Source organism: uncultured Agitococcus sp. (assembly GCF_937920075.1).
GTDB lineage: Bacteria > Pseudomonadota > Gammaproteobacteria > Pseudomonadales > Moraxellaceae > Agitococcus.
Map to the genome: position 1 here is coordinate 22,482 of NZ_CALETI010000172.1, position 22,384 is coordinate 44,865.

General features: G+C 40.3%; 21 protein-coding genes and 1 tRNA gene. 13 read left to right on the forward strand and 9 right to left on the reverse strand.

Features of this window, described 5'->3' with window-relative positions:
* The first annotated feature begins 1 nt into the window (after nucleotide 1).
* The 3 genes from Q0212_RS06420 (at nucleotide 2) to Q0212_RS06430 (ending at nucleotide 2,966) form a co-directional block, all read left to right on the forward strand.
* Complete coding sequence (locus Q0212_RS06420; RefSeq protein WP_297923726.1) at nucleotides 2-925, forward strand: DUF1853 family protein; 924 nt, start codon at nucleotides 2-4, stop codon at nucleotides 923-925.
* Nucleotides 926-1,175: 250 nt separating this feature from the next.
* On the forward strand, nucleotides 1,176-1,784 hold the full coding sequence (locus Q0212_RS06425) for a hypothetical protein (protein WP_297923728.1): 609 nt from the start codon (nucleotides 1,176-1,178) through the stop codon (nucleotides 1,782-1,784).
* Nucleotides 1,785-1,802: 18 nt separating this feature from the next.
* Entirely contained in the window at nucleotides 1,803-2,966 is a 1,164-nt protein-coding gene (locus Q0212_RS06430; protein WP_297923730.1) for a hypothetical protein, read from the forward strand.
* Nucleotides 2,967-2,999: 33 nt separating this feature from the next.
* On the opposite strand, the gene hisF is transcribed toward Q0212_RS06430, so the two are convergent.
* From hisF to hisB, 4 genes are all read right to left on the reverse strand, one after another.
* Nucleotides 3,000-3,764 (reverse strand): imidazole glycerol phosphate synthase subunit HisF, encoded by a 765-nt coding sequence (hisF, locus tag Q0212_RS06435; RefSeq protein WP_297923798.1) that lies wholly within the window; start codon nucleotides 3,762-3,764, stop codon nucleotides 3,000-3,002.
* Between the two features lie 52 nt (nucleotides 3,765-3,816).
* Nucleotides 3,817-4,548: a 1-(5-phosphoribosyl)-5-[(5-phosphoribosylamino)methylideneamino]imidazole-4-carboxamide isomerase gene (gene hisA, locus Q0212_RS06440; protein WP_297923733.1), complete on the reverse strand. Its 732-nt coding sequence runs from the start codon at nucleotides 4,546-4,548 to the stop codon at nucleotides 3,817-3,819.
* 109 nt (nucleotides 4,549-4,657) lie between these two features.
* Entirely contained in the window at nucleotides 4,658-5,290 is a 633-nt protein-coding gene (gene hisH, locus Q0212_RS06445) for an imidazole glycerol phosphate synthase subunit HisH (RefSeq protein ID WP_107866025.1), read from the reverse strand.
* Nucleotides 5,290-5,883: an imidazoleglycerol-phosphate dehydratase HisB gene (gene hisB, locus Q0212_RS06450; protein WP_297923737.1), complete on the reverse strand. Its 594-nt coding sequence runs from the start codon at nucleotides 5,881-5,883 to the stop codon at nucleotides 5,290-5,292. Before hisB ends, hisH begins: the two co-directional genes overlap by 1 nt.
* A 215-nt stretch (nucleotides 5,884-6,098) precedes the next feature.
* Here hisB and Q0212_RS06455 point away from each other — a divergent pair, with 215 nt between their 5' ends.
* Nucleotides 6,099-6,488: a GNAT family N-acetyltransferase gene (locus Q0212_RS06455; protein ID WP_297923740.1), complete on the forward strand. Its 390-nt coding sequence runs from the start codon at nucleotides 6,099-6,101 to the stop codon at nucleotides 6,486-6,488.
* A gap of 99 nt (nucleotides 6,489-6,587) precedes the next feature.
* Nucleotides 6,588-6,663: transfer RNA gene (locus Q0212_RS06460), tRNA-Phe, on the forward strand.
* A gap of 87 nt (nucleotides 6,664-6,750) precedes the next feature.
* Here Q0212_RS06460 and Q0212_RS06465 read toward each other — a convergent pair.
* The gene (locus tag Q0212_RS06465) at nucleotides 6,751-7,638 is read right to left on the reverse strand and encodes a sterol desaturase family protein (RefSeq protein WP_297923742.1); all 888 of its coding nucleotides are present in this window, start codon (nucleotides 7,636-7,638) and stop codon (nucleotides 6,751-6,753) included.
* Between the two features lie 133 nt (nucleotides 7,639-7,771).
* Here Q0212_RS06465 and Q0212_RS06470 point away from each other — a divergent pair, with 133 nt between their 5' ends.
* Nucleotides 7,772-8,779 (forward strand): AraC family transcriptional regulator, encoded by a 1,008-nt coding sequence (locus Q0212_RS06470; protein ID WP_297923744.1) that lies wholly within the window; start codon nucleotides 7,772-7,774, stop codon nucleotides 8,777-8,779.
* Nucleotides 8,780-8,785: 6 nt separating this feature from the next.
* Here the strand turns inward: Q0212_RS06470 and Q0212_RS06475 are convergent, their stop codons facing one another.
* Nucleotides 8,786-9,289, reverse strand: coding sequence for a hypothetical protein (locus tag Q0212_RS06475; protein WP_297923746.1), 504 nt, complete (start codon nucleotides 9,287-9,289; stop codon nucleotides 8,786-8,788).
* The gene (gene dcm / locus Q0212_RS06480; RefSeq protein ID WP_297923748.1) at nucleotides 9,286-10,551 is read right to left on the reverse strand and encodes a DNA (cytosine-5-)-methyltransferase; all 1,266 of its coding nucleotides are present in this window, start codon (nucleotides 10,549-10,551) and stop codon (nucleotides 9,286-9,288) included. Before dcm ends, Q0212_RS06475 begins: the two co-directional genes overlap by 4 nt.
* A 166-nt stretch (nucleotides 10,552-10,717) precedes the next feature.
* Here dcm and Q0212_RS06485 point away from each other — a divergent pair, with 166 nt between their 5' ends.
* Nucleotides 10,718-11,491 (forward strand): LlaMI family restriction endonuclease, encoded by a 774-nt coding sequence (locus Q0212_RS06485; protein WP_297923750.1) that lies wholly within the window; start codon nucleotides 10,718-10,720, stop codon nucleotides 11,489-11,491.
* Nucleotides 11,492-11,568: 77 nt separating this feature from the next.
* Here Q0212_RS06485 and Q0212_RS06490 read toward each other — a convergent pair whose 3' ends face one another.
* The gene (locus tag Q0212_RS06490) at nucleotides 11,569-13,107 is read right to left on the reverse strand and encodes a sigma 54-interacting transcriptional regulator (RefSeq protein WP_297923752.1); all 1,539 of its coding nucleotides are present in this window, start codon (nucleotides 13,105-13,107) and stop codon (nucleotides 11,569-11,571) included.
* 247 nt (nucleotides 13,108-13,354) lie between these two features.
* On the opposite strand from Q0212_RS06490, the gene Q0212_RS06495 reads away from it, so the two are divergent.
* The 4 genes from Q0212_RS06495 to Q0212_RS06510 all read left to right on the forward strand — a co-directional run bounded on the left by Q0212_RS06495 (nucleotide 13,355) and on the right by Q0212_RS06510 (nucleotide 19,052).
* On the forward strand, nucleotides 13,355-15,346 hold the full coding sequence (locus Q0212_RS06495) for a VIT and VWA domain-containing protein (protein ID WP_297923754.1): 1,992 nt from the start codon (nucleotides 13,355-13,357) through the stop codon (nucleotides 15,344-15,346).
* Nucleotides 15,347-15,490: 144 nt separating this feature from the next.
* A complete protein-coding gene (locus tag Q0212_RS06500) occupies nucleotides 15,491-15,775 on the forward strand; it encodes a YiaA/YiaB family inner membrane protein (RefSeq protein WP_297923756.1) in 285 nt (94 codons plus the stop codon).
* A 67-nt stretch (nucleotides 15,776-15,842) separates the two neighbouring features.
* Complete coding sequence (gene yegQ / locus Q0212_RS06505; protein ID WP_297923758.1) at nucleotides 15,843-17,186, forward strand: tRNA 5-hydroxyuridine modification protein YegQ; 1,344 nt, start codon at nucleotides 15,843-15,845, stop codon at nucleotides 17,184-17,186.
* A 141-nt stretch (nucleotides 17,187-17,327) separates the two neighbouring features.
* Nucleotides 17,328-19,052, forward strand: a complete 1,725-nt coding sequence (locus tag Q0212_RS06510; protein WP_297923760.1) for a hypothetical protein — start codon at nucleotides 17,328-17,330, stop codon at nucleotides 19,050-19,052.
* Nucleotides 19,053-19,059: 7 nt separating this feature from the next.
* Here Q0212_RS06510 and Q0212_RS06515 read toward each other — a convergent pair whose 3' ends face one another.
* Nucleotides 19,060-19,974, reverse strand: a complete 915-nt coding sequence (locus Q0212_RS06515; RefSeq protein WP_297923762.1) for a LysR family transcriptional regulator — start codon at nucleotides 19,972-19,974, stop codon at nucleotides 19,060-19,062.
* 90 nt (nucleotides 19,975-20,064) lie between these two features.
* On the opposite strand from Q0212_RS06515, the gene Q0212_RS06520 reads away from it, so the two are divergent.
* Nucleotides 20,065-21,294: an acyl-CoA dehydrogenase family protein gene (locus Q0212_RS06520; RefSeq protein WP_297923764.1), complete on the forward strand. Its 1,230-nt coding sequence runs from the start codon at nucleotides 20,065-20,067 to the stop codon at nucleotides 21,292-21,294.
* 5 nt (nucleotides 21,295-21,299) lie between these two features.
* Nucleotides 21,300-22,370: a phosphotransferase family protein gene (locus Q0212_RS06525; RefSeq protein WP_297923766.1), complete on the forward strand. Its 1,071-nt coding sequence runs from the start codon at nucleotides 21,300-21,302 to the stop codon at nucleotides 22,368-22,370.
* Nucleotides 22,371-22,384 lie beyond the last annotated feature (14 nt).

Here is a 22,384-nt window from a genome sequence, read left to right on the forward strand (position 1 = left end):
CTTGAATTTGCCTTATTACCATCCACACGTGCGCAATTTAGCATGGATCTTAGCCGCACCTAGTTTATTAAAATTTTTACCTGAATTTAATCAGCCCTTAACTGTGTTGGATGATCAATTTTGGCAGCAACAATATCAGGCGTATTTACCACGTTTGCAGCAACTCGAAGACAATCCCCTCATTTTAGAACAGTTTTTGGCGGAGCATAATAATCATCGTTTAGGTTATTACTTTGAGTATTTGTTATTGTTTTGGTTGCAAGATAATCAATATCACTGTTTTGAGTTAATTAAGCATCGAGCAACGCTGTTTAAAGGAAAAATCACGATTGGTGAGTTAGATTATTTGCTTAGAAACAAAATAACAGGCGAGATTGAACATTGGGAAGTGGCCATTAAATTTTATTTAGGTTATCCACCACTCACTGATGCCTATCATTGGTTAGGAGCAAACGATAACGACTCTTTAGGACGAAAATTGCATCATTTGGCGACTAAACAATTTTTGGCCGATCAATATCAGGACTACAAAATTAATAAACGTTGTTTGCTAGTTAAAGGACGATTATTTTATCCTTCAACCGCTAAAAATCTCTTAGCACGCGCGCACAGTCCAACGGTTTCTTGTTTATCACCCAATCATTTACAAGGTAATTGGATCATGTATCAGGACTTTATTAACAGCCCCGAAGCTGCTCAATTGCACTGGCGGCATGTGGCCAAAGATGAGTGGTTGGCCGATCAACAGCCCTTTAAACAATTGCCATTGGCAAATTCCCAACATTTACCGCCATTACCAACGGCACGTGCAGAATTATTTTTAGGGTTTAATGCTAAATTAGAAGAACAAGCGCGTTGTTTTGTGTGTGGCGTGCCAAGAGCTATTCACTTGTTGGCTTCGACTCACTTCGGCTGCGCTCAGTGACCACCGCTCAGCCAACGTAACGATGTACCCTGAGCGCAGTCGAAGGGTTATGTTTCAGCGGTTTTCTGACAAACTAGCATGACTTGCCATAACAACAATTTTTGTTGGTGACTCCTACATAATAAGTATATTTTTATCTAATTGAGATATTGTATTTTTTATAATATATTGATTTTAAAAGTATTAAAAATTGGCATGGTATCTGTAATGGTTAAGTTGAGTTTATAACATCAACAACAAGGACATTACCATGTTTAAGTATTCTTCAAAAATCATCATCACTCTTTTAACTTGTAGCTTGTTTACGGCTTGTAGTTCCACTCCCACCAACAAAAGTTTGGTCAAAGAGCAGTTAAGCATCGAAAAACAACGTCGAAATGCCGCACAAGACCTTGCCGAGCAAACCTTAGATACCATGCCTTCATGGGCGATGACTGCGCCACGTCCTGATAATACGGGCGTATATGCGGTGGGTGTGGCCGAAAGTGATAAAGTGCAAATTGCGATTAAAAAAGCCCAACTTCAAGCACAGTACGGTTTGGCAAAAATTTTTAATCAAGAGTTGGCAGGTAGCGAACAAATGATGCAACAAGATGCGGGTGCAGGGTCAAGTAGTAGTTATCAGAGTTTGATTCAGTCTTTAGTGAATTATGTACCCGTTGTTGGTTTTGAAGTGGTAAAACAAGAAGTTAAAGCCGTCAATGGAGAGTTTCAGGCTTATACCCTGTTAAAACTACCTTATGCAGAGTTTAATAAAGCCTTACAAAGCCAAAAACAACAAGCACAAAATACCGATATGAAACAAGCATTTGCTGACTTGGAGCGTCGTTTACAACAACATCAATTACAAAAAAAATAACCCTAGATTGAGGTTAAAATGATGAAGCTGTGTTTGTATCTTGGCATGAGCTGTTATTTATTAACTTGTGCATCATCGGTGTGGGCATGGAATAAAGACTATCAAACCGAATATGTATTGGGTGATAGCGATAGTCGATTAACCGCCAAACAACAGGCTTTAAAGCAAATTCAATTACAAGCCATGCAAGAGGCAGGCACGTATATACAAGGTCAAACACAATTGCTTAATGACAAGTTGGATGAAAAAATCAACCAAGTCAGTGCGGCAATTGTTAAATTACAGGTATTAACCGAGCACTTTGAGTTAACCGCAACAGGACAGCAAAAGTTGCGGTTAATGGCTCGTGCTAATGTTGATGAGTCCGTATTACAACAGCGAGTTCAAGCCTTGCAACAGGAGACTAATCAGGCAAAACAACAACAACCAATTTTAACGGCGATTCAACAAGAGCAACAAAAGCTAATGTTGGATAATCAATTATTACGTCGACAGCTACAGGTATTAAGTCAACAAGGGCAATTACCCGCAAATATTTCGCCCATACCAACCGAACAAAAAGACTTATCTTTATGGTTAATGGCTTTACAAGCTCAATGGCAACAAACAGCTCTCACTAGCAAATTGTTGACAAATGCCGATGGCACAAACCAAATAAAGATTGATTGGCGTTTGAGTTTAAAAGCAGATACGCCATTAGCACAATTATGCCAACGCTGGACATGTCAGTTAGGGTATGCCTATAAAGCTAATCTGGATGATGCTTGGGTAACACCTTTACATCAGCAATTATTTCGGCCTTTTAGTCGAATTGTACATATTGATGATAAATATATTAGTCATTGGCAAATTTTAACGGTTCAGGCTTATCCACCTCAACCTTTGACTGAGCAAGAACTAGCTTTTATTCAACAATATCAAGTTCAAGTATATAAAAATATAGGACAAAAAATTTTAACAATTCCTTTAGTCAAATATGATGCTGCTCAAGGCACATTGGTGATTCGTATGCAAGGTATGGTGATGAGTGATAACCTAATCACCTATGATCCGCAGTCAAGACAAGGAAATTTATTGTGTGCGGTTAAGTTGCCTAAACAATGCAGTGCATTAGAGATAGAGTCTTTGGGTAAAGATAATGGTCAGATGTCGGTTGCTAAAAGAGTGATTGATTCATATTAGTAGCGAAGTTTAGTTAACTTCGCTCTTTCGGGTTTAAATCTCTCTCATCACAATCCCTTGCTCACGCAAAAACGCTTTTGCTTGAGGCACGGTGTATTCGCCAAAGTGGAAAATACTGGCAGCTAACACCGCATCAGCACGCCCTTGCAAAATACCATCGGCCAAATGCTGCAAATTACCCACACCACCTGATGCAATGACTGGTACATTGACGGCATCACTCACTGCACGTACAACGCCTAAGTCATAGCCATTTTTAGTGCCATCAGCATCCATACTGGTTAATAAAATTTCACCCGCCCCATAGTTGGCCATTTTTACCGCCCATTCAACAGCATTAATGCCTGTCGGTTTACGGCCACCGTGGGTAAAAATTTCCCAACGGCCATCGGCAACTTTTTTGGCATCAATGGCAACCACAATACATTGTGAGCCAAAACGCTCAGCCGCTTCACGGACAAAATCAGGGTTAGTCACTGCTGCGGAGTTAATACTGACCTTATCAGCACCTGCATTGAGTAAATTACGAATATCTTCCAACTTGCGAATGCCACCACCCACTGTTAACGGCACAAACACTTCGGAAGCCATGCGTTCAACGGTTTTTAAGGTCGTGTCACGGCCTTCATGGCTGGCGGTAATATCCAAAAAGGTAATTTCGTCTGCACCTTGTTGGTCATAGCGTTTGGCCACTTCAACAGGGTCACCAGCATCACGAATATCTAAAAACTGGACACCTTTGACCACACGGCCTTTATCAACATCTAAACAAGGAATAATACGTTTGGCGAGAGTCATAAGCATACCTACTCCCTCTCCCTATGGGAGAGGGCTGGGGAGAGGGTTAAAGTTATTCAGCATCCGCTAATTGTTGGGCTTCAGCAACGTTAATCGTACCTTCATAAATAGCACGACCTGTAATTGCACCAATTACGCCATCATGCGCAACGGTTTTTAAGCGGCGAATATCATCTAAGTTAGTCACCCCACCTGATGCAATGACAGGTAAACCACTGGCGCGTGCTAAAGCCGCAGTTGCTTGTACGTTAACACCTTGCATCATGCCGTCACGAGCAATATCGGTGTAAACAATGGCACTAACACCCGCTTGAGCAAAGTTTTTAGCGAGGTCTTCTGCTTTTACTTGAGAAACTTCAGCCCAACCATCCGTTGCCACCCAACCATCTTTGGCATCAATGCCAACAATGATACGACCATGAAACTCACGACAAGCATCAACAACAAATTGAGGCTCTTTAACGGCTTTAGTGCCAATAATGACCCACGTAACACCCGCTTTAATATAAGATTCAATCGTTTCTAATGAGCGAATACCCCCACCAATTTGAATTGGCAGCGCAGGATGTTTTTTAGCAATGGCTTTCACCACTTCGCTGTGAATAGGCGTGCCTGCAAAAGCACCATTTAAATCAACGAGGTGCAAACGACGTGCGCCTTGTTCTACCCAATGTGTGGCCATGCCAACAGGATCATCGGAAAACACGGTGTTATCTTCCATACGGCCTTGTTGTAAACGTACACACTTACCATCTTTAAGGTCAATTGCAGGGATAATTAACATAAAATTCTCAATTTAATGTTGGCGGTGGTTAATGGCTTCGACTCCGCTCAGCCAACTTCGTTCCCTGAGCGGAGTCGAATAAGGGCGTTCTCTGAGCGGAGTCGAAGAGCTAAACACGCCATTCAACAAAGTTTTTTAACAACTGTAAGCCCATTTTTTGGCTTTTTTCAGGGTGAAACTGTACGGCAAATAAGTTGTCGTGGCTAATGGCAGTGGTAAAGTCCAAACCATAATGACTACGGCCAGCAATTAATTGGCTATCAGCAACGTCGACATAAAAACTATGAACAAAGTAAAAACGGCTGTTTTGGGGAATATCTCGCCATAACGCATGATCAATAGTATGGTTTACTTCATTCCAACCCATGTGTGGCACTTTTAAGCGTTGGCCATTTTCAACCAAATCATTGCCAAAAAATTTAACCTTACCGTTAAACATTGCCAAACAATCAACACCGCCATTTTCTTCGGAGTGTTCCATTAAGGCTTGCATACCCACACAAATGGCTAACACTGGTTTTTGGCTGGCTGCTTCACGTACCTCAGCATCAACACCAACCGCTTTCATGCCTGCCATACAATCACGCATTGCGCCCACACCCGGAAACACCACACGGTCAGCCGCACGCACTAAAGCAGGGTCATGGGTAATAATGACTTTACTTGCGCCAACGTGTTCTAAGGCTTTGGCGACAGAGTGCAAATTACCCATGCCATAATCTAAAACAGCCACCGTGGTCATTATAAGCTACCTTTGGTTGAGGGCATTTGACCAGCCATACGTGGGTCTAACTCAGCAGCCATACGCAAAGCGCGGGCAAAGGCTTTAAAAATACTTTCAATTTGGTGATGAGTGTTGCGACCACGAATGTTATCGACATGAATGCCAATGTTTGCGTGATTGACAAAGCCTTGAAAAAATTCATAAAACAAATCAACGTCAAAGCCACCCACACTGGCGCGGGTAAATTCGACATTAAAGTCAAGGTGTGGACGGCCTGCAATGTCAATCACAACACGCGATAAGGCTTCATCTAAAGGTACATAAGCATGACCGACACGACGAATACCTTTTTTGTCGCCAATCGCTTTGGCAAAGGCTTGCCCAAGGGTAATGCCACAATCTTCGGCACTGTGATGATCATCAATGTCAGTATCACCCTGACAAGTTATGTTAATATCAATTAGCCCGTGACGAACAATTTGATCTAACATATGGTCTAAAAAGGGCATACCTGTGTTAAGTTGGCCTTGACCTGTACCATCAAGATTGATACTTGCGGTAATTTGGGTTTCTTTGGTATTACGAACCACTTCAGCTTGGCGCGCTGTCATCTTATTTGCCTTTGCTAAAATAACAAACACTAATTATAACGTGCTTAGGCGAATGATGTTAGTTTTTTGAGTGGTGTGATTAACACATTTTACTGAAGGCTTGTATTGAGTAAAGTCGCGGTGTTTTCCCTTCGACTACGCTCAGGGAGCATAGTCGCGTTGGTTGAGCGAAGTCGAAACCAAACGCATAAGTTCTAAAAAAGAGAGTTAAAAATATGCCAGTGATAGTCAGTGCAGAACAACAGTTAAGTCCTGAGTTAAGTCAACATTTAGCAAAGTTATATGATAGTAGTCCTGAATTTAGCAATGGCGAAGCAGCGATTGCTAAAGCAAATGAGGTCTTAGCCAATCAAGGTTTGGTATATATTGGCTGGTTTAATAATCGACCTGTTGCATCAATGATGGCTAGCGGTGCAGCAAATAACCGCTTATTGCATAATATTGTTGTCCATCCTGCGAATCGTGGGCGTGGTATTGCTGATCGTTTAATGGCCGAAACCTGTCGTTTGGAACGAGAAAAAGGCGCAACACATTTTGTTGCAGGATGCACCGCGATTGCACGTTTATTGCGTATTGATGCAGCACGCTTGCAAAAAGAAAAATAATTAGCTTGTTTAATAAGCAAATAACGCTTATTTTTTAGTAAGTTGACAAAAAGCCTTGACGATAGTCGGGCTTTGCGTTTTAATACGCGCCTCTGTCGTGGCCAGGTAGCTCAGTCGGTAGAGCAGAGGACTGAAAATCCTTGTGTCGCCGGTTCGATTCCGGCCCAGGCCACCATGAATTCAAAAAAAGCCTTGCAGCAATGCAAGGCTTTTTTATTGCCTAGAGAAAAATAAAAACCCGCATAGAGCGGGTTGATTGTGGTTAGTTGGCTAATGGTTTGTGTTTATTGTTTTCAGTGGAGACTTTATCACTTTTCCAACCCGGCCCTTTCACAAACACTCGAAAGTCATAACCACTCGCTTTAAAATCTTTGAACATATCAGCCCATTCATGCACTTGTAAGAAAAATGGATTAAGTGAATGAGGTTGGCGTTCAGTTAAGCCATAAGTAATGTTGCCTGCTTTTTCTTCGGGAACAAAAGTACCAAACAATTTATCCCAAATAATCAATACGCCACCAAAGTTAGTATCAATTTGTGCTGGTTGACTGCCATGATGGACACGATGATGAGATGGTGTATTTAAAATAAAACCAAACTTGTCTAATGGGCTGCGCGTTTCGGTGTGTAAAAAGAATTGATAAGCTAAGTTTAATTCAATGGCAATCGTCACCCAGTTTTTATCAAAACCGACTAAAGCCACAGGAACCCACCAAAATAACCATGCGCCATTAAATACCATGGTAAAGTTTTGGCGTAGAGCGGTTGAATAATTCATCCGTTCAGCCGAATGATGAGTGACGTGTGACGTCCAAAACCAACGTACTTTGTGCATCATAAAATGACATAAATAAAAGCTGGCATCGACCACCAAAAAAATCAAAATAAGGCTAAAAATGCCATGCACAGGTTTATATTGAAAACCAAATTGATATACCCAATCAAAAAACACCCGAATAAATAAAGCAACAGCAATACCATCCACAATTTTGTAGTTAGCACCCATCACCATATTGGTAATCGTTTCTTTAAACGAGTACATTTCAGGACGGCCTTTTTTGTGCCAATAGTATGCTTCAGCAGCAATGACACTAATAAATAATCCACCAAACAAGACGATAAACATTAAGGCATGAACAACATCAGACATGACTTGAACCCTCTAAGCTTTATTATTTGGCACTTTAGTGCCACTTGATGAGGTGTATTTTGCCGTTTGTTTGTTATACTGTATTGACAGTATTCGCCATGTTTTTAACAGTAATCGCCAATAAGAGGGCTGTATGCAAGGTATTTATGTCGCTAGTGATTTGGCCAATTTATTACGTGCCTATTTAGATAAATATCAGATTGATGCGCCCAGTATTCGTCATCAATTAGCCGCATGGCCGCCTCATGCCCAAATGCCCATGAAAGTATGGTGGCAATTGTTAGAGGAAATGCAAACGTTATTACACGAGCCAGCTTTAGGGGTAAAAATTGGCCAATGTGTGCAACCACAACATACGGGTGTATTGGCGTATTTGATTATGCACTGTGCAACCTTGGGTGAGGCTTTGTTGCATTTTCAACGTTTTCAAAAGCTATTGCACAATATGTCAGACGTATTATTAACCAGTCATCAGCAAGCCCTAAAATTGAGTTGGGATTTGAGTTTAGGCGCATCAACCCAATTGTCTGATGAAGTGTTTATGAGTGGTTTAATTACTTTTGTTAAGCAGATGGTGCAAGGCATGGGGCTGCAACCTGTGGCTTTACATTTTATGCATCCTGCGCCTTGTGATCCTCAGTTATATCAAGAGTTGATTGGCTGTCCTGTATTTTTTAATGCCAAACAGGTGTCGATTGATATTCCACTCGAAGCATTGAATTTAACGATTAATAGCCAAAATCCTTATTTGTTAGAACTGTTGGCTAAACAAGCTGAGGCATTAATTGACCAATCTGCTCATGATGATTTGTTATTAGAAACGATACGCCGTTTTTGTGCTGAGCGATTACATCAACATGTGCCTACTTTGGATGAAGTAGCAAGCACCTTAAATTTATCAACACGCACTTTGCATCGGCGTTTGGCAGACAGAGGCTTAAATTTTCATCATTTATTAGCCGAAACCCGTTTTCGTTTGGCTAAACATTATTTGTCTGACCCCCGTTTACAGCTCAATCAAATTGCTTTGTTATTGGGCTATTCCGAGCAAAGTGCGTTTACCCGCGCATTTAGTGCATGGGCAGGCATTTCACCCCAACGTTTTAGAACTAGGTCTCCCTTTGGGAGAGGGTTGGGGTGAGAAAAGTTATTTCACATGACTAGGCAATGGGGGTGGGCTGTGACTAGATTTGGGTTTTGGTGGACGTGCTTTGAGTTGTAAGGCTTGAACCAAGGTTTTTTGGATATCTTCACAACGTTTAACGTCAGTATCCAAACTTTGATACAACATGCCTTGGGTATCTTCTAACACCACATGACATAAATCATATTTAGGGTTAGGGGTAACAGCATCGACATATTTTAATTGGTGTGCTTGAAAAGTTTGTTGATAAACATCAGGCACAGCTAAGGTAATGGTGACTTGTTGGCCTTGTAAGCTGAGTTGATAAAACATAGTGCTTAAATTAAAGGTGCTAAATGTTGCTGTTGCGGTTAATAACAACACCGCTAAAGCAACCATAATCCATTTAGAAATGCCAAAAACTTTATAAACCAATAAACACACTAAGAGTGTTAAGAGCGTACTAATTGCCAAAATGGGATAAATAGATTGGGCAATTTGTTCAGCACTACCAAAAATAAACATCATGGGGATTCTCTTAATAGCTGAGCAGTATTGATAGCAGTTAACAATTGATGAGCCACAGCCCGAATCACAGGCACAGTCACAGAGTTACCAAATTGTTTATAAGCTTGAACATCTGAAACAGCATCAACAATATAGTTTTCGGGAAAACCTTGTAATCGAGCACATTCACGAGGTGTTAATTTGCGTGGACGTTTATTAAGCTCAGTTTGATCAATTAGAATTTCACTACCATCTTTATAATAGCGTGCGCTTAATGTATTGGTATGTGTGCTATTTGCATTAAATAAAGAATAGCCAAAACCATTACCTTTATTCAAATGCTCAGATTTACGACGAACATGACCTGCCCAGAGTTTTTCAGAAATTGTATATTTTTCATCAATATACTGAGAGTCTTCAAGAATGTCGCCAACACGTGTTGGCACACAAGGGGGGGTTGGCCAATTAAATACCTTGGTAAAATCTATAGATTCGCCAAAATAATCACGATTAAAACCCACAATAAAAATACGTTCTCGATTTTGCGGAATACCAAAATCTGCGGCACGTAATACTTTATAAAAAACTTGATAATTTAAACGATGACTTAATGCGGCACGTGCATCATCAGACATTGGAATATCTAAAGGTAGCTCTTGAACATTGCGTCCTTCGAGAATATCTAAAATGGTGGCTAAAGTACGGCCTTTTTCATGGCCTTGTAATTGTTTAACATTTTCGAGCATAAAGGCTTTTGGGCGTTTTTGAGCAAGAATACGTTGAATTTCAAAGAACATTGTACCCCGAGTGTCACTAAAGCCGCGTTTTAAGCCTGCTTGCGAAAAAGCTTGGCAAGGGAAGCCCCCTAGCAAAATATCATGGTCAGGAATATCTGTGGCAGCAATTTGGGTAATGTCGCCAGCAGGCAGCTCGCCAAAATTAGCAGCATAGGTTTTCTGAGCAAATTTGTCCCATTCAGACGAGAAAACACATAAGCCACCTTGTTGTTGATATGGCAAACGAATACCGCCAATTCCTGCGAATAAGTCAATAAAACGAAAAGCAGGTGGATGCTTATGTGATTGTTTAAAGGGGACGTGTGTTTTTAGATCACAGATGAGCTGCCATTTACTTGTTGAGGGGTGATGTTCGCCACGTTCCCAACCGCTCACGGTTCGTTCACCATTATCTTTTAAGCCAAGAAGATGAGCAAACTCTAATTGTGTCATGCCTAATTCTTCTCTTTTATCTCTGATATTTTTAGCAAAATCTTGAGTTAACACAATTACCTAACCTTTAAGTTATCTAGCTTTTTACCCTGATATTTTCGGCTTTTTAGATAGTTAAAGTCAATCATAAAATTGTTGCGATTATTAAAATATTATTCTTTTCAATGAGTTAAATAATTTAATATTAATGACCCAATGGATTTTTATGAGAAAAATAGATATGAACCATCAGATGACTGTAGAAGAAATAAAGGCAGAAATTTTAAGACGTTTTAATGATAAAGTGAGACATAAAAAACCTGATATTGCCAAGGAGGTAAATGCTCGACATGACGGCAAACAAGGTCATTGGTTAGAGCAACAAATGGGGCTTAAAGCCAATCGCAGTAATGATCCTGATATGTATGGTTTCGAAATGAAAAACCATACTCGTGGTAAAACGACCTTTGGTGATTGGTCAGCAGATTATTATATTTTTAAAGATGCAAATTATGGTATTTCTCGTGATTCATTTTTACAAATTTTTGGTAAACCAAACCAAGATAAAAAAGGGCGTTGTTCTTGGTCTGGTGAGCCTGCACCTAAAATTCAGGGGTTTAATAGTTTCGGTCAGCGTTTAGTGATTGATAATGAAAATAATATTTTAGCGGTATATTGCTTTAGTCAAGATCAACGACCTCACAAAAGACAAGTTGTTCCACCTAATTTGCAAAAAGAAAATTTGATTTTAGCTCAATGGCATTATCAATCCATTAAAACAAAGTTAGAAAATAAATTTAATCAATTAGGATGGTTTAAATGTACTCAAAATGCAGAGGGTATTTATGATGGATTGGTCTTTGGTCGGCCTATCAATTTTGACAATTGGTTAGCATGTGTGCAAACAGGTGAAGTATTTTTTGATAGTGGCATGTATCAAGGCAATAGTCGGAATTATTCACAATGGCGGGCAAATAATACGTTTTGGGATAGTTTAATTGTTAGCCGTCATTAATTAATCTAAAGCCTCGATGTGAGCATTCTCCTTCAAGTTATACGTTGAGTCTAACTTGAAGGAAGTCTTTTGTGATATTAGCAGCTTTTTAACCTTTCCAAAAATGCCATATCCATACGGCTTTTAACAGTACGCCAATTGGTATTTAAACGTTGAGCAGCGGCTTCATAATTCTGCGTTTGTGCATACACCAAGGCATAATAACGACCAATCACCGCATCATGGTCTAAGTTACCAGCCATTATCTCATTGGCAAATTGCTGTTTACAATCTTTGATATTGCCACCACGAGCAGGATAATACGCACCATGAATCAAAATACTACGCACACATTGCTCTAACTCACGCATATTCCCTGCCCACGTATAGTTGGGTAAGTGTTGTCTAATCCAGTCATGTGCTTCTTTGGCCACTTCATTGGCAATATCGGTATTGACAATTTTAGCGGTGACTAAGGTAATTAAATGATGTAATTCATCAGTATTATCAGCCAGTTGTGTGGCTAAAGAGGGTGTACGAATAATATCCGAACACAAACGATAATATAAATCGGCTCTAAAATGGCCTTGTTCAATCGCTGCGCCTAAATCGCGATGCGTTGCCGAAATAATCTTGCCATAAAACTCACGACTTTGATTATCACCGACCCGTTGAAAACGGCGGTTTTGTAACACTCTTAACAATTTTACTTGGACTTCGGCAGGTAACTCACCAATTTCATCCAAAAACACACTTTGACTATGTTGAGCCGTTTCTAAATAACCTGCTCGGTCACTGGTTGCACCGGTAAATGAGCCTTTTTTGTGGCCAAACAACTCACTTTCTAACAGTGTTAACGGTAAAGCGGCTAAATGCACCGCTTGAAAATCTTGCCAATAATCCCCCTCAAAACGTTGGCTCTTGCCATCAAAGGGAATATAACGTGCCAAACCAATCGCCGAGGCAACCAATTCTTTGCCTGTACCCGATTCACCCAAAATGAGCGTCGATACTTCGTGCATACGGCTATACAACGAACGATGATAACGGCGAATATCATAACCAAAAATTGATTGCCAAACTGACATGCGTAAGGCTGCGGCAGCCCGAGATGTGCCTAAAATTGCTCTAAAAATAAAATGAAAGGCTCGGCGAATTTGAAAAAACAACGCGAACATATGGTCTAGTTGATATTGTGGCAATGCTGCCAATGGTGTATCGGCAAAAATCGACTGCCAATCGACAACAAACCGTTTATAAAACGGCATAATCACTTTGCTTAAATGCTCAGAAGTTACCGCCTGAATAAATGCACTCTCATAACGATAATACAAAGCATATAAGGCCAACTCACCATAGATTTGCCATTCTTCATCCGTGGGCTGATAACGTTGTTTTAGACGATGTTGGCCAATGGCTAATAATTCTTCAGCCGCTTGCGCCAGTTTGGCCAAGTTTGGGCTAAAACCTTGATGTGTTGGAGTAATTACCCACACATGAAACGCAGGTGTGTAGTCTGTTCCTAAAATTTGTTTTTCTAAAGCAATCCGTTCTTCACCAAAAGGGTTAGTAAAACCTAAATTGCCTAAAGCTTTGGCTTTATGTAGTTGAGCAGGGCTAAAGAGTGTATTTGTCATCTAAAAAAAACTCAATTTGACTTCGACTACGCTCAGTCCACACAAGTGTACTCTGAGCGTAGTCGAAGAGCTTATCCTACAAAATATGTTTATTGTTCTTGCAAAATATGTATATCAGTTTTAATGGCTTTGGCAAATGAAAAGTTGTGATAAATGTATCTAAATGATTTTTATAAATAAAATTATAAAAAAGGGGTTGGCATAGATTTGGCTTTATGAATAACAACTTTATAAGGAGCAAATAACAATGCGAGCTTTATTGCAAAAAACAATTTTAGGTGTTGCCATTAGTACCAGTGTCAGTGTTAGTCAAAGCACATGGGCAGCAGGTATGTTGCAAGTGGCAGGTGATAAAAACCAAGCGATTCGAATTATTGACCACGATGTGGCAGTGACCATTAATAATGGTTTTGCCAAAGTCGAAGTGACCCAACGTTTTGCAAACCCTAATAGTGATACGGTTGAAGCGGTTTATAACTTTCCTTTGCCTAAAAGTGCTAGCTTGTCAGAGATGTCCATTCTGTCAGGTGAAACACGTTTAAACGGCGAGGTTTTACCCAAAAAGCAAGCCGAAACCATTTATGAAGAGCAAAAAAGCCAAGGCAAAGAAGCAGGCTTAGCCAAGCAAAACAGCTACAAAAGTTTAGATTTTAAAGTTTATCCCTTAATGCCAAAACAAGATATCACTGTACGTTTTGTCTATTATCAACCAGTTGTTTTAGATACAGGTGTGGGACGTTTTGTTTATCCATTGTCTGAAGGCGGCACAGACGAAGCAGGCCAACAATTTTGGGCTAAAAATGAACAAGTAGATAATTCTTTCTCGATAGATATTAATGTCAAAAGTGCATGGCCGATTGACAGTGTGCGTGCGCCAAACCTTGAGAAAATAGCAAAGATCAGTCATAAAAATGCCTATCAATGGCAACTTAAAGCCGAACAAATGGGCAAAAGTCTGAATCAAGATGTGGTGTTTTATTACCGTTTGGCCGACAACCTTGCAGGACGTGTTGAGGTGATTCCCTATAAAGCGGCTAAAGATAAAGAAGGCACTTTTATGTTGGTGGTCACACCGGGGGTGGATTTAAAACCCTTAAATGCAGGTGCAGATTACACCTTTGTTTTGGACGTGTCAGGCAGTATGGACACCAAACTGGCGACTTTAATTAAAGGTATTGAACAAACCCTGGGCAAAATGACGGGTAATGATCGTTTTAGAGTGGTTGCTTTTAATGATACCGCACAACAAGTGATTCCGATGACTTTGGCCACACCAGACAATGTGCAACAAGCGATTGAGCAATTAAAAAACTTACGCAGTAATGGCGGCACTAATTTATATGCGGCTGTGCGCGAAGGTTTAAACCAACTTGATGCAGACCGTGTTAATAACATGATTTTGGTGACTGATGGCGTGACCAATCAGGGCTTGCTTGAACCCAAAGCTTTTGCTGATTTGGTGAAACAATATGACTTGCGTATTTTTGCCTTTGTCATGGGTAACAATGCTAATTGGCCATTAGTCCGCTTAATTGCGGATGCTTCAGGTGGTTTTTATGCAGGTGTGTCTAATGATGATGACATCGTTGGTCAAGTGTTATTAGCCAAAAGTAAAGTGACCAGTGAGGCTTTGCATCATGTCGATTTAACAATGGATGGCGTAGCCACTTATGACATGGTGGGTAATTTAGGTAAAAAAATCTATCGTGGCCAGCAAGTTGTCATGTTTGGTCATTATCAACAAGCAGGCAAAGTAAAGTTAGATTTAGCAGCCAGTTTAAGTGGTCAAGACAAAACCTATAGCACCGAATTTAATCTGCCCGAAGTCGCAACGGCCAACCCTGAACTAGAGAGGTTGTGGGCATTAGCCAAAGTGGAAGATGTACAAAAACTGTCGATGTTGGGTGTTATTCCCGAAGAAAAAGCCCAAAAAGCGGTGCAAGATTTGGGGGTGAAATATCAAATTGTCACCGAAGAAACGAGCATGGTGGTGCTTAAAGATGATGCTTTTGCCAGTCGTGGAATTACTCGTCAAAATCAACAACGTATTGCAGTTGAACAACAAGCACAAAGTGTAGCCGCCCAACAAGCACCGCAAAATTATCGTGTTGATAACAGTCAACCAACGTTTAATCGACCTGCACATAGTTTAAGCCGTGGTGGTGGTGGGGCAGCCAATCCATTGATGTTGTTAGTATTAGGTTTGTTGGCGATGTTTTCGTTCAAACGTCGTCGTTAAAAACAGCAAAATATGTATGTAAGATAAACATTATTTGTATGTTTTGTTTGGTGTTTATCTTGCATATTATTGAATTAAATATAAAAAATAGTTGGCATATATTTGGCTATATCTAAGATAACAATAATCAACGAGGTGTTTATCATGTACAACGATCAAGGTATTCAACAGGATTCAGGTTCTTGGGTATTTTTTGTTAAAGCCTGTTTTGTCTGTGCGATTGGGGCTTTAGGTGGTGGTATTTTTATGATGCCTGCCGATATGTGGATTAAAGGTTATTTGTTGATGGGGATGTTGTTTACTGTTGGCTCAACATTCACTTTAGCAAAAACCTTGCGTGACCAACACGAAGCGCAAAAACTGATTCATAAAATCAGCAATGCAAAAACCGAGAAAATGTTGAAAGAGTTGGAAATGAGTGGTGGATAAATAAAAACTATCCCTCAAAATTTGTAGGGGTTAAAATAGCCAAAATTTTTGTAGAGAATTTTTAGCTATGACCCCCGAATTATTGTTACCTGCGGGTAGCCTTGACAAAATGCGTACTGCTTATGACTTTGGTGCCGATGCCGTATATGCAGGCTTACCCCGTTACTCTTTACGTGCGCGCAACAACGAATTTCGTTTAGAACAATTAGCCCAAGGCATTAATGAAGCCCATCAACGTGGCAAACAGTTTTATGTTACCGCCAATATTTTGCCGCATAACGACAAAGTACGCAGTTTTGTGCGCCAATTGCAACCTGTCGTTGATATGAAGCCTGATGCCTTTATTATGGCTGACCCAGGTTTGATTATGTTGGCACGCGAAGCATGGCCAGACGTGAATATTCATTTATCTGTACAAGCTAACACCGTTAACTATGCAGCGGTTAAGTTTTGGCAAAGTGTCGGTGTTAAACGCATTATTTTATCGCGTGAATTATCCTTAGATGAAATTGCCGAAATTCGTCAACAATGCCCAGATATGGAATTAGAAGTGTTTGTCCACGGTGCATTATGTATTGCTTATTCGGGACGCTGTTTGTTGTCAGGCTATTTTAATCGTCGTGACCCCAATCAAGGCACTTGCACCAATGCTTGTCGTTGGAATTATAAAATGCACGATGCCGAAGAAAATGATTCGGGTGATATTGTTAAATTACAAGGCTTTGATTTTAATAAAGAGTTAGAAGAAGCGAATAATAACTTTTCAGCTTGTGGTGGCACAGAGCGTCACCCAGAAGCGGATAAAATTTATTTAATTGAAGAAGCGAGCCGTGAAGGCGAATTAATGCCGATTATGGAAGATGAACACGGCACTTATATTATGAACTCCAAAGATTTGCGTGCCATTGAATATGTGGACAAATTGGCCAAGATTGGTGTCAACTCCTTAAAAGTCGAAGGCCGAACCAAGTCCTTGTATTATGTAGCAAGAACCGCACAAAGCTATCGTCGAGCCATTGATGATGCAGTCGCAGGTAAACCGTTTAATCCTGAGTTGTTATTAGAATTAGAAGGTTTATCAAACCGTGGTTATACCGCAGGTTTCTTGCAGCGTCATGCTTCTCAAGACACACAAAACTATATTACAGGTAATTCTGAAGCCAAGCGTAGTCAGTTTGTTGGCCAAGTCTTATCGGTAGAAGAAGGTTGGGGCGTGGTTGAAGTGAAAAATCACTTTGAATTACAAGACCGTTTAGAAATTATCCATCCTCAAGGCAATTTGCAAATTACCTTAGAAAAAATGGTAAACACTAAAGGCGAAGCGATACAAGTGGCTGCAGGCAGTGGCTTAACAGTTAAAATTCCTTTAGATGCCAGTTATCAAGGTGCACTCTTAGCAAGGTTGTTTTAAACGCATTCTATCGCTAAATTTGAGCATTTCGTCGTTAAACTTTGAGGAGTTTTGATGAAATGCTTAAACTATCTTATAAAAAGTGTGATATAACACACAAAAATTATAACGATATAGGGCCGTGTTGTAGATATTACAGTGATGAATATGACCTATGAATTTGATGCCAAATTACCTATACGTGATCGGCAGAATCTAACGTTAGTAAGACACACGAAGCAGCAAATGCAATTGTGGGTACAGCGTTTGCCTGTTAATCCTTTAGAGTGTGGCAAAGAATTGTATCAAGTGTTAACGGAGCTAACGACCTTAAATATAGAAGCTGAATTACGTTTGGAGTTGCTCAGTGTTTTACAAATGCCTGTTTATACACTGATTGCTGCATTAGAAAAGTTTTATTTACAGCAGCCTTTATTATTAGCCATTCAAGGAAAACGCACTTTAGCCTTAGCTCAAACTTTACGTCAAAACTTAGCCATAAACTACAAAATTATTGCGGTTGAAACCACTGAAAAACTTAAAGGCAAAATGGGCTTTTTAGATTTTGGACGTAAAGCAGGACAAAGTTTAGCCGCGACAGCCATTCAACATTATATTTTACAAGCGCAACGTATTTTATTAGACAAATATCGTCAATATGAATTAGCCCCTGTTAGTCTTTGGTATGATATTCATAACTTGGCACGTTTAGCCGAATTGCACGGTTTATTAGATCAAACAGTGTTAAAAACCGCATATGAAACATCTAATTACACAGTTAGACAAGCGTATTTGGCCACTATTCTTTTGGCATCAAGTCAAGTCAATAAATTACGAGCTAATGAATTAGACTTGGTTTATCAATACAGTTTATTTTGGTCACAATATTTGCGTATTGATAATAATACAGCAGGTAGTTTGTTGGTGTGTAATAGAGATGATCAATCACCGTTATATCATCATCGTGCAGTAACAGCTTATGATAGCTGGTATATTCATGCCTCTAATTTTGCCGATTATTTGCGTCAAGATTTGAGTCAAACAACCATTAAATTGCCACCTCATTTACAACGACATTTACTTGCAACATGGTCTTCTGCAAAAGATCGTATGTTTGTTCGTCGTCCAATTAATAAAGCGATTTTGCTAAGTGTGGGTATGTCGGCTGCACATTATTATGTCAGTGGCCAAGTACAGTTTAAGACTGTGGCTCAAGGTGAAGAAAAAATACAAGAAATTGAGCAGCCAAAACATTTATTTGGTTTAGAAGAGGACAAAGTTCCAGAAGAACCTATTGATGCGTGGCAAATTTGTTATGGTTCGGTAGCAGGTATTGATGAAGAAGAAAAAGAATTACCGAAAGTACCAACCATGACCTATATGCCTTACCGAGTTAAGGCAGTGAATCGCTCACCAGGTGGATTAAAATTGGTGTGGACGGAACCGCCTCCTTCATCATTACGTGTGGGAGAGGTTATTGGGATTAGTGAAGATCGAGACAAGGGTTGGGGCGTTGGCGTATTACACTGGATTCAACAAAAATCTGACAAAACTATTGAGATTGGCATTGAGTTGTTAGCAGCACAGCCTAATGCTTGTGGTGTGTGTTTATTAAAAAATAATAAACCTGCTAGCGACTATATGCGTGGTTTTTTAATTCCTGAAATGCCTTCTGTAGAGAAACCAGCCACGTTAATGACGCTTAATGCAGGTTTAACGGTAGGTAGTATAGTTCGTGTTAGTCAATATGGCAAAACGGTGGATATTCAATTAACAAAATTGGTGCTATCTACCCAAAGTTTAAGCCAGTTTGAATTTGAGCCTATTCATAAAACAGATGATGGTTTTGACCCAATGGCATCTCTGTGGCGTAAATTAGAAGTTTAAATTGATGCTAATTGGTATATTGTTGAAATAGTTGTTTTAACACTTCTCGTAACCAACGATGGGCAGGGTCTTTGTTAGCACTGCGATGCCAATATAAGTGCATATCCAATATTGGACTTTTGAGCGGAAAATCAAACAGTTGATTGCCAAATTGTGCATTTGCTAAACGGGCATATTGCTCGGGCATGGTTAATAATAAATCGGTTTCACTTACCACGCGACACGCGGCAAAATAATGTTGGCAACGTAAACGAATGTCTCTTTTATAGCCAGCTTTATTTAATTCTACGTCTTCTAATGCCCAACCTTTACGTCGTGTTGATACCATAATATGACGTTGTGCTAAATAATTGTCTAAATTTAAGCCTGAAGCTAATGCAGGGTGTTGTTGACGAGCAACCACAACCAATTGGTCACTGACCACAGGTAAATGTTCAATGCTATCACTGACGGCATAAGGAATTTCTAAGGCAAAATCAATATTTCCTGCCGTTAATTCACTCTCTAAATCTTGTCGGTCTAAACGCACACTCGATAAACAAATATGCGGCGCGTGCTGTTGTAGGTGTTGTAATAACGGCGGCAGAATCGACGCTTCTAACACATCTCGTAAGCCTAAATAAAAATGTCGTTCGCTCTGTAATGGTTCAAATAAGGGTTCTTGGTTAATGCTTTGCTCAAAGCTTTGTAAAGCCTGTTGAATGGGTACAATCAATTGGCGAGTGTAGGGTGTAGGAATCATCTGTGTGCCTTGCCGCACAAATAAGGGGTCTTTGAGGAGTTCACGTAAACGCGCCAAGGCATGACTGACCGCAGGTTGAGTTAAATGCAGTTTTTGACTGGCACGGGTAATATTGCCTTCACGATAGATAGCATCTAAGACGATAAATAAATTCAAATCCACCCGACTAATATGCAGCATATTGATAGTTGTCCATGCAAACTATTCATTTGCTAGATGATAGAACGCGGTCTAAGCTCAATGCAAATTTATTGCACAGAGAACAAAATCATGGATTTTTCTTATTCTGCCAAAGCCCAAGATTATCTGGCACGTTTGCAACAGTTTATGCGTGACGAAGTTTATCCTGCCGAAGCGGCCTATTTTCAAAGTTTAAGTCATAGCCCAAATCATCAACATTGGCGGCAGCCTGAAGTGATGGAGCAATTAAAAGTCAAAGCGAAGGCCGCAGGCTTGTGGAATTTGTTTTTGCCTGATGAAGAGTATGGCGCAGGTTTAAGTAATAGTGATTATGCACCTTTAGCCGAAATGATGGGTACGTCTTTTATTGCATCCGAAGTATTTAACTGTAATGCACCCGATACAGGCAATATGGAAGTCTTGGTTAAATATGGTTCTGAACAGCAAAAACAACAATGGTTATTGCCCTTATTACGCGGTGAGATTCGTTCGGCATTTTGTATGACTGAACCTGATGTTGCCTCAAGTGATGCCACCAATATGCAAGCTACCGCGATTATTGACGGTGATGAAGTGGTGATTAATGGCCGCAAGTGGTGGAGTACAGGTATTGGTCATCCCAACTGCAAAATTTTGATTTTTATGGGCTTAACCGACCCGACAGCCGAAAAACATCGTCAACATTCAATGGTATTAGTGCCGATTGATGCTCAAGGCGTCAAAGTAGAAAGAATGTTGCCTGTTTTTTCCAGTTTTGATGAGCCGTCAGGACATGGTGAGGTGTCCTTTACTAATGTGCGTGTGCCGATTAGTAACATTATTGCAGGGGCAGGACGTGGTTTTGAAATTGCACAAGGGCGTTTAGGGCCAGGCCGTATTCATCATTGTATGCGTGCGATTGGCGCGTCTGAACGTGCTTTAACATTGTTGTGTCAACGTGCGGGAACACGGGTGGCTTTTGGTAAGCCTATCGCTAAATTAGGCGCAAATCCAGATATTGTGGCTAACTGTCGCATGGCGATTGAGCAAGCACGATTATTAACGTTAAAAGCAGCATGGATGATGGATACCGTGGGTGTAAAAGGGGCAATGAGTGAAATTTCTCAAATTAAAGTGGTTGCGCCCAATGTTGCCCAACAAGTAACGGACGCGGCAATTCAAATTCATGGTGGTGCAGGCTTGTCCGATGATTTCCCCTTGGCGGCATTATATGCTTATGCACGAGTATTGCGTTTAGCGGATGGGCCTGATGAAGTACATAGAGCCTTGATTGCCAAATTAGAATATAAAAAGCAAATCGCTAAATTGGCAGGAGCATAACTAGTATGGACAATCTTTTAGACAAAGCAGGTTCGGTGCGTCAGGGTGAAGAGTTAGATATTACCCGTATTGACCAATTTTTAAAAAGTCAGTTGCCGTCTTTACAAGGTGAACCACGTTTAGAACAGTTTGCAGGTGGCGCGTCAAATTTAACCTATTTGTTAGCGTATGCCGATCGTGACTTGATCTTGCGTCGTCCACCGTTTGGCCATAAAGCTAAGTCGGCACATGATATGTTGCGTGAAGCACAAATTATGACTGCACTAAAACCTGTCTATCCTTATGTGCCAAGCGTATTGGCGAGTAGCCATGCAGATGAGGTGATGGATGTCGATTTTTATGTCATGGAACGGATTAAAGGCATTATTCCTCGGCAAAACTTGCCCAAATCACTCAATTTAAACCCTGAGCAAACTCGCCAGTTGTGCATTAATGTCATTGATAAAATGATTGAATTGCATCAAGTGGATTATCGTGCAGCAGGTTTAAGTCATTTGGGGAAAGGTGAGGGCTATGTCAAACGACAAATTGATGGTTGGACAGACCGTTATGAAAAAGCACGCACGCCCGATGTGGGGAGTTTTGCGGACGTGATGGCATGGTTAAAAGCCAAAATGCCCAGTCAAGATGTGGCTACTTGTTTGATTCATAATGATTTTCGTTTTGATAATGTCGTGCTAAATCCTGATAATCCTTTAGAAGTGATTGGTGTGTTAGATTGGGAAATGGCAACACTGGGCGACCCATTAATGGATTTAGGTAACACGTTGGCTTATTGGGTGCAAGCGGATGATGATGGGGTGATGCAAATGATGCGTCGTCAGCCCACCCATTTGGCAGGTATGTTAACGCGCCAAGAAGTGATTGATTATTATGGCCAAAAAACAGGTTATAAAGTCGATAATTTTGATTTTTATAGTATTTATGGCTTGTTCCGTTTAGCGGTGATTGCCCAACAAATTTATTATCGTTTTTATCATGGCCAAAGCAAAAATGCCCAATTTGCCATGTTTGGTCAAATGGTCAATTATCTTGAGCAACGTTGTTTAGGTTTAATCGTAAACTCTAAATTATAAGTTTTGAGGTAAAA